9 protein-coding genes and 1 pseudogene are annotated in these 10,738 nt (G+C 71.2%); 4 read left to right on the top strand and 6 right to left on the bottom strand.

Going from position 1 to position 10,738, the window contains the following annotated elements; genetic code table 11:
• Positions 1-130: 130 nt before the first annotated feature.
• Positions 131-466, bottom strand: coding sequence for a PadR family transcriptional regulator (locus tag ACFVS9_RS30720; RefSeq protein WP_383114775.1), 336 nt, complete (start codon positions 464-466; stop codon positions 131-133).
• Between the two features lie 521 nt (positions 467-987).
• Here ACFVS9_RS30720 and ACFVS9_RS30715 point away from each other — a divergent pair.
• Entirely contained in the window at positions 988-1,335 is a 348-nt protein-coding gene (locus tag ACFVS9_RS30715; protein ID WP_383114774.1) for a VOC family protein, read from the top strand.
• A 450-nt stretch (positions 1,336-1,785) separates the two neighbouring features.
• On the opposite strand, the gene ACFVS9_RS30710 is transcribed toward ACFVS9_RS30715, so the two are convergent.
• On the bottom strand, positions 1,786-2,349 hold the full coding sequence (locus tag ACFVS9_RS30710; protein ID WP_389937686.1) for a hypothetical protein: 564 nt from the start codon (positions 2,347-2,349) through the stop codon (positions 1,786-1,788).
• 751 nt (positions 2,350-3,100) lie between these two features.
• Between ACFVS9_RS30710 and ACFVS9_RS30705 the strand changes: the two genes are divergently transcribed.
• A complete protein-coding gene (locus ACFVS9_RS30705) occupies positions 3,101-3,685 on the top strand; it encodes a TetR/AcrR family transcriptional regulator (protein WP_389937683.1) in 585 nt (194 codons plus the stop codon).
• A gap of 432 nt (positions 3,686-4,117) precedes the next feature.
• Here the strand turns inward: ACFVS9_RS30705 and ACFVS9_RS30700 are convergent.
• The 4 genes and pseudogenes from ACFVS9_RS30700 to ACFVS9_RS30685 form a co-directional block, all read right to left on the bottom strand.
• Positions 4,118-5,340, bottom strand: a pseudogene (locus ACFVS9_RS30700) (permease).
• Positions 5,341-5,815: 475 nt separating this feature from the next.
• The gene (locus ACFVS9_RS30695) at positions 5,816-6,514 is read right to left on the bottom strand and encodes a DUF305 domain-containing protein (RefSeq protein WP_389937680.1); all 699 of its coding nucleotides are present in this window, start codon (positions 6,512-6,514) and stop codon (positions 5,816-5,818) included.
• Between the two features lie 113 nt (positions 6,515-6,627).
• On the bottom strand, positions 6,628-7,050 hold the full coding sequence (locus tag ACFVS9_RS30690) for a DUF6153 family protein (protein ID WP_389937677.1): 423 nt from the start codon (positions 7,048-7,050) through the stop codon (positions 6,628-6,630).
• Between the two features lie 448 nt (positions 7,051-7,498).
• Positions 7,499-7,738, bottom strand: coding sequence for a hypothetical protein (locus ACFVS9_RS30685; protein ID WP_389937675.1), 240 nt, complete (start codon positions 7,736-7,738; stop codon positions 7,499-7,501).
• A 557-nt stretch (positions 7,739-8,295) separates the two neighbouring features.
• Here ACFVS9_RS30685 and ACFVS9_RS30680 point away from each other — a divergent pair.
• On the top strand, positions 8,296-9,402 hold the full coding sequence (locus ACFVS9_RS30680) for a PLP-dependent cysteine synthase family protein (RefSeq protein WP_389937672.1): 1,107 nt from the start codon (positions 8,296-8,298) through the stop codon (positions 9,400-9,402).
• Positions 9,399-10,670: an MFS transporter gene (locus ACFVS9_RS30675; RefSeq protein ID WP_389937669.1), complete on the top strand. Its 1,272-nt coding sequence runs from the start codon at positions 9,399-9,401 to the stop codon at positions 10,668-10,670. The genes ACFVS9_RS30680 and ACFVS9_RS30675 overlap by 4 nt, the downstream gene beginning before the upstream one ends.
• The last annotated feature ends 68 nt before the right edge of the window (positions 10,671-10,738 follow it).

Genomic DNA, 10,738 nt, shown 5'->3' with positions numbered 1-10,738 from the left:
TCGTCCAGACGAAGCATTTGCCGAGGTCAGAGCCACTCGTTGATGACTGCGACGAGTACGGTCGCTTCGTAGCGCACCGCGAGCTTGTCGTATCGGTACGCGGCGGGATACAGACGGACGAGGGGATCCGTCACGTCAGCGCCGTCGCACCGGCGGCCAGACGCCGCCTGACCTCCCGGGCGGTCGCGGCCAGCCGTTCGGCCTCGGCCTCCAGTCTCTCCCGCCCGGCCGGAGCGAGGGCGAAGACACGGCGCGCCCGGCCGCCCACCACCTCTTCGCGTTCCACCTGGATCAGGCCTTCGGCCAGCAGTCTGTCCAGCGCCCCGTAGAGCGCCCCGGTACGCGGCACCACCCGGCCGTCGGTGATGGCCTTCACCTCCTGGGCGATGGCGTATCCGTGCCGGGGGGCGTTGGCCAGGGCCGTCAGAAGCAGCAGGGCCAGTTCCTGCATTCCTCGTTCGCTCATGCCGACAGAGTATTCAGTACGACGGACCTTCGAGGGGTGGAGCCCTGATCGGAGCATGACGGACTGTACGGGGGTGCGGTGACGGGGCTGGTGGGGAAGGTGGGGTGGGGAGGTGGTGGTGCGTAGGGCTCTGGAGGGGGAGGAGTGCGGATGTGGCCGGTGGGGGCGGAGGCGGGATCGGGTCTGCGCCGATGCGGTAGGGGCGGGTGGTGTGGGTGGTGTGGGTGTCGTACGGGCCGGAGGTGCCGGGTGTCGTACGGGCCGGGGTGCCGGGTTGTCGTACGGGCCGAGGGTGCTGGTGTCGTGAGCGGCGGGTGCGGGCGTAGCTGTAGTGGCCGGGGCGCCCGAGGTATCGGGTGCAGCCGGAGCAGCAGGAGCAGTGGGGGCGGTCGGACGTTGTGGTGCCGGTGCGACGGAGGACACCACGCATCAGTATGTGTTCGGCGACGTGCGATGAGTTCTGGTGACGTGAGCGGTCTGGAGAAGAGACACGTACTGCGGTTCGAGAAGAGGTGGGGTTCATGGACATTGCCCGCGTACTGATGGTTGCGCCCGTGGGGAACGTCGAGACTGCGGTGGTCTGGTACGAGCGGTTGCTGGGACGTCCGGCGGATAACCGGCCGATGCCGTCGCTGGCGGACTGGCATCTCACCACGGGGGGCTGGCTCTCGGTCTTCGAGGACGCCGAGCGTTCCGGTTCGGCGCTCCTGAATCTGGAGGTTCCTGATCTGGACGGGGCTCTCGCACAGCTCGCGGAACGCGGTCTGGCGGCGGGGCCGGTGCAGGCGGGCGGTACGCGTACCCGGTTCGCCGCTCTGGAAGATCCGGACGGCAACCGGGTCACCCTGCTGGAGAACCCCGCGGCCTGACCCCAGGGGCCGTGCGGGGGCAGGGCCGCGTGCGGGCGGTCGGGACCTCGCGGACCGGTCGGTTCGGGGCCTGTACGGGGGCGCCCCTGCGGAACGGGGGCGCCCCTGCGAACCATGAGGGTGCTCAGCGCATTCACCCGGTGCGGCAGCGGCCTTCGGCTGGGGCGTCACCGTGACGGAATCCTGTGACGTCTCCTGCCGCCAGGCCGGTGTGCCGCACTGCGGTGGACGGAACACTGTGGGTGAACGGGGCACTGAACGGCGCACTGTTGGTGAACAGGATGCTGTTGTCGACGGCTTCCTCATCGACAACAGCGCCCCCGTGCTCCCGGCCCTACCTGCGGACCCGTGTGCCGGACGCCGTACCGCCCCGCATCCGGACCGCGAGCCGGCTCGGCCGGATACCTCGGGCACGCATCGGCTGCGGGCGGGACGGTCGCCGGGCGGGGGTCAGGCCTGCCGGTCGGTGCGCTTCAGGCGGAGGGCGGAGACAAGGAAGAAGACGCCGCCGAGGAAGGCGTAGCCGGCGAGGTTGCTCAGCGAGGCGTCGTCCTTGCCCGCCTGTGCGACGAAGGAGGCGCCGGCGAGGGTGGAGATGGCCCCGCTGGCGATCATCGCCCACTGACCGCCCAGTTGGCGTCGGACGGCGCCCACGATGAGCTGGACCAGGCCCGCGGTGACGGCCCAGAGGCCCCAGACCCGCAGGACCGCCGGGATTCCGGAGGTCGCGGCGACGGCCAGGCCGATGCCGGTGAGGGTGCTGAGCGCGATGTTCGCGTACAGGCCGCGCACCGGGCCGTCGTTCGCGCGGGCGGAGCGGACGTCGACGACGGCGCACGCGACGTCGAAGAGGGGGTAGAGCACCAGCAGTGTCGCGCTCAGCGGGCCCAGTGTGTCGGCGGTCGCGAACAGTGCGGCGGCCCAGAGCGCGGCGAAGGCGAAGCGCAGCAGGTACAGCTTGCGCAGAGCGGTGGGGACGGCGGCGGCGGGCGCGATGCTGGTCTGGGTTGCCATGGCAAGTGCCTTTCTTCGGGCGCTGGTTGGCGCCGGGGTGGACTGTTCGGCGAACGGTGTCGTGGTCGCTCGTCGGGCCTGGTGGGTGACGGTGCCGGGACGGCTGACCGTCACGAGGTGGGAGGTATGGGTGGTGGCGGGTGTGCACTGATCCGACGGTGCGCGCGATGCTCGGGTGAGCAACCTGTGCGCGGCCCTGCTCGGCCACGAGGTGCCGGGTCGGGCGTGTTCGCGGGCAGCGCGGGAAAGGTGCGGCGGTGGGGTTACCGGATTACGCCGCCCCTGGGTGAGGTCCGTGTTCCGGGCGGCACCGCCTCGGCGGGACGGCGGGACGGCGGGCTCGGCGCGCGAGCGGTGTGTCCCGGGCGTCGTCCGCCGTGGCGACCGTTCGGGGGCGCGGGCGTTTGGGGTCGCGGGCGATTCGGGTCGCGAGCACGTGGCGGGGTGAAGCGGCGGGCCTGCGATGCGCTTGTCTGGATCGCAGGGCAGGTTGCCGCGAATCCGCCGCGACAGGAGCCGATCCGGCGGGCTGGGGCCTGGCCATCTGAGGCATGGCGGGCTGGGGCATGACGGGCTGAGGTCTGGCCATCTGAGGTCTTGGTACGTAAGGCCATGTGGACATACCGATCTATGAAGGGCCGAGACACGAGGGAGAACGTTCGGTCTCGCACTTATTCAAGAGGGATGCAGTGACGCTTGTCAAGAACGAACGTTCTCCCTCACGTGGGCGTTTTTTGGTAATCTCACGCTCATGAGTCGGGGCACAGAAGGCGGCAGCACCTCCGAGGCGCGAGCGAGGCTGCTGAGTACGGCAACGAAGATCTTCTACACGGAGGGCATCCACTCGGTCGGCGTCGACCGGATCATCGCGGAAGCGCAGGTGACCCGGGCAACGCTGTACCGGCACTTCTCAGGCAAGGAAGCACTCGTCCTCGCCTATCTCGACCAGGCCGACCAGGGAATCCGGTCGCAGGTCGCTCTCGCACAGGCGAGCGGCGCGTCGGCGGCGGACCGGGTCCGGGCCGTCAGCCGGTCGATCGCCGATGGCATCCAGTCCCCCGGGTTCCGCGGGTGTGCCTTCCTCAACGCGGTGGCCGAGTATCCCGACCCGGACCACCCGATCCACCAAGCCGTGCTGGCCCACCGGCAGTGGTTCCTGGACACCGTCACGGAGTTGCTGGCACAGGCTGGTCAGGCACCCGCCGACGCGGCCGGCCGACACCTCGTCATGCTCAGGGACGGCGCCATGGCGGCCGGCTGCCTCTTCGACCCCCGACTGGTCTGCGAAACCTTCCTGCACGGCGTTGAAGGCATTCTTCACCCACACACCGCCTGAACACCGCCGCACCGCCGCACCGCGTTGGACCGTGCGTCCGTTCCTCTCGACATGGGCAAGCCCGCCCAGGTGTGCGGTTGCGCCGCATCACAGGGACGTCGACATAGGTGTGTCGCAGAGAGTGTGTCGCAGAGGGTGTGTCGCAGAGGGTGTGTCGTGGAGTGATACACAGGGAACCAGGGCCGATCCGCTGCCCTCGACCCGGCTCCGAAGCGGGGTGGTCACGGGCGGGATCACCGCGAGGTGACCGAAGCAGTCACCGTCAGGTTCCCGACAGGTGCGCAGTGGGTTCGTTCGCCGTTCGTGCTCCGATGCGTCGCTTCCGACGCGTCTCCGGCCGGTCCGCGAGTGCCCGGCCGGTATCGCCCGTACGGCGCGGGCCGGTGAGCACGGGGGTCGGCACCTCGGAGGATCGCGCAGGCGGGCTCTCGCTCAGTCGTGGCCGTCGTGTCGGCCCTGGTGGCCGGCCCTTTCGCCACCGGGCTTCGCGTGTGCACCGTGCCAGGCCTGTTCGGGCCCCGGGTTCGGGGCGCCGCCCATCATGCGGAGCATGTCACACGGCCTCCGGTGCGGAAGAAGCGGACCAGGAACGCGGCGGCCAGGGCCAGGAACGCGATGTTCAGGAAGGTGGTGTAGTTCCAGGTGACTCCTTCCGTGGGGATCCTGGCATCCGCCTGGTCCGGGATGAGTCCGAGACCGCCGAAGGTGAACTCCACGACGTATCCGGCGACGACCATGGCGAGGTAGAACGTGCCGAACAGGAAAAGCGTCATACGGATCCCGTAGTACTTCCGGTAGATGTTCAGGATCGGCAGGATCAGAAGGTCGGCGAAGATGAACGCCACGACCCCGCCGAAGCTGATGCCGCCCTTCCACAGCACGACCGCGAGCGGGACGTTGCCGATGGAGCAGACGAACGACGCGATCGCGACCAGCGGGCCGATGACGGGCCCCCACAGCTTGGACGCCAGCGGGTGGCCGTCGAAGAAGAACGTACGCCAGAAGGAGTCCGGTACCCACGCCGCGATCGCACCCGCGATCAGCAGGCCGATCACGAGGTCCCGCAGGATCGCCGCCCATTCCATGACGAAGACGTGGGAGGTGGCGGTGAAACCTTCGCGGGACAGCAGGCGGCGGGCGAAGGAGCCCTCGCTCCGGACGGCCATGTCCATCGCCGCGTGGCCCTCCATCGAGCCGGCCCTCCCCCGTCCGGCCTGCTCGCGGGCTTCGCGCAGGATCCTTTCGCGCAGGAAGAGGCGGAACAGCACCGCCAGGACGACGATCATGACGGGACCGCCGACGAACTCCGCCACCGTGAACTGCCAGCCCATCAGCAGGGCCAGGATGACACCGAGTTCGACGACCAGGTTGGTGGAGGCGATCTCGAACGCCATCGCGGCGGTGAACGCCGCACCCTTGGCGAACAGGGAGCGTGCCAGCGCGACGGCTGCGTAGGAGCACGAGGACGAGGCGGCGCCGAGACCGGCCGCGATGGCCAGGGTACGGGGGCGGTCGTCGCCGAGGAGCGACACGACGGTGGACTTGCGGACGACCGCCTGGACCACGGCGGACAGGGTGAAGCCGAGGATCAGGGCCCAGGTGATCTCCCACGTCATCGAGCCGACGATCGACAGCGCGTGCAGTACGGCGTGCATGCCGGAAGCCTGCGCCCTCGGGCCGTACGGCGGTCTCGGGACACGCCGCGTGTACAGCGCCGGAGGGGTCGGGGTGGTCTCGTCAGGGGACAGCCGGGCAGGGGTCCACCGCGTTCCAGGGGGCCGTGAGCGGCGGGTTCGGTGGGGCCGGTGTGCGGCTTGTGCCGCCGGTCCGTCACCTCGGTGACGGCCGGTTGCCCGCCGTGGAAGCAGCGCTCGGGGCCTGGGGGTGGAACCCCGCAGGGCCCACGGTGAAAGCACCCGCGCAGGGTCCGCCGTGGAAGCACCGCTCGGGGCCCACGGTAGAAGCACCGCTCGAAGCCCACGGTGGAAGCACCGCGCAAGGCTCTCCGCGCCCGCCGTCGGTCTTCCGCCCGCGACGGCTCACGTGCGACCGGCCTCCGGGCTGTCTCCTGCGGATGGTCCGGAGCCGGGCAGGGCGTGGGAGGTCCCGCGCCCTGCCCGGCGCGGGTCGTCAGTTCCTGCCGAGCATCTCGTTCATCTCGGTGATCTCCGCGCTCTGCGAGGCGATCACCGACGTGGCGAGGTCCTTGGCGGGGGCGTAGGCGCCCTTGGCCTGTTCCGTCCTGGCCATGGCAACGGCGCCCTGGTGGTGGGCGATCATCATGTCCAGGAACGCGGTGTCGAACGCGGCGCCGGACAACGCCTCCAGGTCGGCCATGTCCTGACTGCTCATCATTCCGTTCATGTCGTGGCCGCCGGAGTGGTCCCCGCCCTGCGCACTGTCAGCCGGTACCTTCTCACCCCAGCTGGTGAGCCATCCGGACATGGTGGTGATCTCCGGCTCCTGCGCCTTGCTGATCACGGAGGCCAGCCTCCTGACGTCCGGCGATCCGGCGCGGTCGGCGGCAAGGCCGGCCATCGCGAGGGCCTGGCGGTGGTGCGGGATCATGCCCTGGGCGAAGGCGACGTCCTGGGCGTTGTGGCTGCCCTGTCCGGCCGATGCCGTGGCGGACGGGCTGGAGTTCATCGAGCCCATGTCGTGCCCGGAGGTGCTCGTGTCGTCGCTGCCGCAGGCGGTGAGTACGAGTGCTGCGGCGCCTGCGGCGACCACGGCGGTGGCACGGCGGATCGCGGAACGGCGGATCGCGGAACGACGGATCGCGGAACGGCGGATCGTGGAACGGCGGATCGTGGAACGGCGTGAGGTCATGAGAGGGCAACTCCTTGAAGCGGGAGCGGATCGGTGGGAGACGTGACGGGGCCCGGCACCGCGAGGAGACCGGCCGGAAACGGGCCGGGCGTCGGGGTGTCGTGCGGGTGTCTCTAGATCCGTAGGAGTTGGAGTTGCGCCAGATCGGGCGGGGCTCGGCCAGCTGCTGCCGGGGTGGCGGGCCAGCCGGGCAGCACGGCAGTCACCGTGTGATCACCGGGCTGCGGGAGCAGGGTGGGTGGGGCGGGCGAGGTGCTGATGCCCGCCGCCGCGCAGGTGGCGTCGGCGTGCGCCATGGGCCCGCCCGTACCGGTGCCGGTGAGGTGCTGGCAGGCGTCACCCGTCCGGTGCGTGGAGATGGCCCGGGCCGTGTGGGTGGTGTTGCTGGAGGGACCGGACATCGCCGCGTGGCCCGCTTCGGGGGCCATAGTTCCCGGGGCCAGCCCGTGCATCGCGAGCAGTCCGGAAAGCACAGCAAGAACCAGCAGCGCGAACCCGCGCCCGGGGCGCACGCTTCGCTGCTGAGTTCTGGTCACCCGCCCATCGTAGGCGGCCTCGTCCTCCCGGCTGCGGCGGCCGGGCCGCCGGGCTGTCGGGCTGTCGGGCTGCTGGCCTGGCTGGTTGCCGGGCTGCTGGGCCACCGGGCCACCGCGGACGCGCGGGTTCACGATCCTGCGCCTGGACGTCTTCCGGGCGGCGGCTGGGAACCCACGTATGAACAGGACTGTGCGGGGAGCGTCCGGTCACCCGCCGGCGGGCGAGGCGGCTGGTGGTCGACAGCCACGGGGGCTCGTTGCGATGTGGCTGAATCAACGTCACTCGAACGGAGTGAAGGGCAACTTCCCGGGCCTGCACGCAGGGTAACGTCGTGGTCGCTGTGCGAAATCTGGAGTGGTGGGTGCGCGAGGGGCGTGGCAGCACTGTGGCCGCCTTGGTGGTGGCTGCGTTGGCCGCGTTGCTTCTCGGCGTCTGCGACAGCGGGGGTCACCATCGTCTGACCGGGGTCGCGGTGGGGCACCAGGCTTCCGCGTCGGCGGAGTCGGGCGTACGAGCGCCGTTCGCGTCGCGCGTCTCCGAGGGGTCGCCCATCTCCCGGACGTCGTCCACCTCCCGGGCGTCGTCCATCTCCCGGGCGTCGTACGCGTCCCAGGCATCGCACCCGCCCCCTACTCCCCTGACGTCGCGTGCACCCCAGATGTCCCGCACACCCCAGACATGGCGCACGCCCCACACGTCGTACGCACCCCAGGTGTTCCGCGTACTCCAGACGCCCCGTCCTCCCCTCGCATCGCGGGCGACCCAGGGGTCGTATCCGCTCCACGCCTCGCACCCACCCCACGCCTCGCACCCGCAAGGGTCTCTGCGGGGGGCCGTCCTCCCGCCGATTCCGTCGGCCTCCTCCCTCGGGTGTCAGAGCGGTGGTGATCACTGCTCTCCGGCGGCCGAGCAGCATGTGGCGACCCAGGTGGAGGAGCGGCGCGCGCTCCAGGAGCTGCCGGTGTCCGCTGCCGGGCAGTGGATCGCGACGGTCCCGGTCCGGTGCGATGGGGTCCAGGTGCGCGAGCGCCCGGTGGTGGCGGGGCGCGAGGCCTTGGACCGGTTGTGCGTGTCCCGTAGGTGACGGGGCCAGGCCGTGTGCGGGTGACAGCGTCCTCCGCTGCCCGGCGCACCGCCTGAAGCAGCCCCTCTTCCCTCGTGGGGCCGATGCCGCTGCCGAGTCGGCCGAGTTGTGGACGGCCATGCGCCGGCGTCGTGCCCCGACGCACGAAAGACAGACGAACATGACGAAACTCTCCCTGCCCGGGACCGCGCAGGCGTCCCCCCGCAGTGTTCTGGAAGCCGTCGGCAACACGCCCGTGCTGTGGGTGGACGAGCCGTTCGCCACCGCGCCCGCGGGCTTCTGGGCCAAGCTCGAAGGGTTCAATCCGGGCGGTATCAAGGACCGTGCGGCCCTGCACATGGTGGCCCGGGCACACGAGCGCGGTGTCCTGCGGCCCGGTGCGCCGGTCGTGGAGTCCACCTCGGGGACCCTGGGGCTCGGCCTGGCGCTGGCCGGGGTCCTGCACGGTCACCCGGTGCATCTGGTGACCGACCCCGGTATGGAGCCGATCATGGAGCGGATGCTCGCCGCTCACGGTGCCGTGCTCCACGTCGTCGACCGGCCTCACCCGCAGGGCGGCTGGCAGGAGGCGCGCCGCCAGAAGGTGGCGGCGCTGCTGACCGCCCTGCCGGGGTCGTGGTCGCCGGACCAGTACAACAACCCTGACAACGTGGCCGCGTACGAGGGGCTGGCCGCCGAACTCGCGGACCAGCTGGAGCACATCGACGTCCTGGTCTGTGCGGTCGGTACGGGAGGGCACTCGTCGGGCATCGCCCGCGGGCTGCGCCGCCGTATGCCCCGGTTGCGGCTGGTCGGGGTCGACACGATCGGCTCGACGATCTTCGGCCAGCCCGCCCGGCCCCGCCTGATGCGGGGGCTGGGTTCGTCGATCTATCCGCGTAACGTCGATTACGCGGCCTTCAGCGAGGTGCACTGGGTCGCCCCGGGTGAAGCGGTCTGGTCGGCGCGGTGTCTGGCGGTGCGTCAGTTCGCGACGGGCGGCTGGAGTGTGGGCGCGGTGGCCCTGGTGGCCGGCTGGCTGGCCCGTACGCGGCCGCCGGGCACCCGTATCGCCGCCGTCTTCCCCGACGGGCCGCACCGCTACTTCGACACGGTCTTCAACGACGACTACTGCCGCGCCCACGGCCTTCTGGGCGCCCGGCCGCCGACCCGGCCCGACACGATCGACGCCGCCGGTTCGCGCGAGGTGACGCGGTGGACGCGCTGCACCACCGTCACCGACCCCACGCAGGCCCCGGTCTCGTCGAACGCCGGAGCGCAGCGGTGAGGACCACATGGCGTCAGGCCCGCTCCTTCGATCCCACCGTGCAGCTGCTGCTGGTCAACCAGCTCACCATCAACCTGGGCTTCTACATGCTCATGCCCTACCTGGCCGCCCATCTCTCCGGCACCCTGGCGCTGGCGGCCTGGGCGGTCGGGCTCGTGCTGGGTATGCGCAACCTCTCCCAGCAGGGCATGTTCCTCATCGGTGGGGCCTTGGCCGACCGGCTGGGGTACCGGCCGCTGATCATCGCCGGATGCGCCCTTCGCACCGTCGGTTTCACGGCCCTCGCCTTCGCCGAGTCCCTGCCCGCGCTCCTGGCGGCCTCGGCCGCCACCGGGCTGGCGGGCGCGCTGTTCAATCCGGCCGTCCGCGCGTACCTGGCAGCCGAGTCGGGCGAACGGCGTGTCGAGGCGTTCGCCCTGTTCAACGTGTTCTACCAGACCGGAATCCTGCTCGGGCCGCTGATCGGGCTGGCGCTGACCGCGGTGGCGTTCCCCGTCACGTGCCTGGTGGCCGCCGTCCTGTTCGCGGCCCTGACCCTGTTGCAGGCCCGCAGGCTCCCGGCCCGGTCCGGCACGGTGGAGGACAGGGGGGCGACCCTGCGCGAACAGGCCGCCGTGGTCGTCCGCAACCGGCCCTTCTGGCTCTTCTCCGCCGCCATGACCGGCTCCTACGTCCTGTCCTTCCAGATCTATCTGGCGCTGCCGTTGGAGGCCAGGCGCCTGGCCGGTGACGGTGCGGCGGGCACGGTGGCCACCAGCGCCCTGTTCGTCGTCTCCGGGCTGGTCGCGCTCGTCGGGCAGATGCGCATCACCGCCTGGTGCAGACGGTCCCTCACCTCGCAGCGCAGCCTGGTCGCGGGGCTCGCACTGATGTCGGCCGCCTTCCTGCCCCCGGTGCTGACCGCCGGCCGGCAGCTCGCCCCGGCCGGATGGCACACCGTGATCGTCATGCTGCCGCTGCTCGCGTGCGCCGCCCTCCTGGCGGCGGCGACCGCGGTGCTGTACCCGTTCGAGATGGACACCATCGTGGCTCTGTCGGGCGGGCGTTGGGTCGCGACGCACTACGGCCTCTACAACACCGTCTGCGGTGTGGGCATCACCCTGGGGAACCTCGCCACGGGCGCGGTGCTCGACACGGCCCGCGGCGCCGGACTCGCCGCTCTGCCCTGGGCCGTCCTGGCCCTGGTCGGCGCGGGCTGCGCGGTCGCGGTCGCGGCGCTGGCCCGCAGCGGCAACCTCACCGCCGTCCCCGTACAGGTTCAGGTCTGACGTGAGCGGACCGGTGCGCGGCGGATCACCGGCCGCCGCGCACCGGCACGCCCCGGGGGTTCCGGGGG

It is taken from the genome of Streptomyces sp. NPDC058008 (genome assembly GCF_042886395.1).
Taxonomy (GTDB): Bacteria; Actinomycetota; Actinomycetes; order Streptomycetales; family Streptomycetaceae; genus Streptomyces.
The sequence above is the reverse complement of the archived record's forward strand: the minus strand, read 5'-3'. Positions and strand labels throughout refer to the sequence as shown.

Coding starts and splice junctions, on each gene's coding strand:
- ACFVS9_RS30695 (WP_389937680.1), bottom strand. CDS start 6,514: ATGACCTCACGCCGTTCCACGATCCGCCGTTCCACGATCCGCCGTTCC.
- ACFVS9_RS30705 (WP_389937683.1), top strand. CDS start 3,101: ATGAGTCGGGGCACAGAAGGCGGCAGCACCTCCGAGGCGCGAGCGAGG.
- ACFVS9_RS30680 (WP_389937672.1), top strand. CDS start 8,296: ATGACGAAACTCTCCCTGCCCGGGACCGCGCAGGCGTCCCCCCGCAGT.
- ACFVS9_RS30720 (WP_383114775.1), bottom strand. CDS start 466: ATGAGCGAACGAGGAATGCAGGAACTGGCCCTGCTGCTTCTGACGGCC.
- ACFVS9_RS30715 (WP_383114774.1), top strand. CDS start 988: ATGGACATTGCCCGCGTACTGATGGTTGCGCCCGTGGGGAACGTCGAG.
- ACFVS9_RS30710 (WP_389937686.1), bottom strand. CDS start 2,349: ATGGCAACCCAGACCAGCATCGCGCCCGCCGCCGCCGTCCCCACCGCT.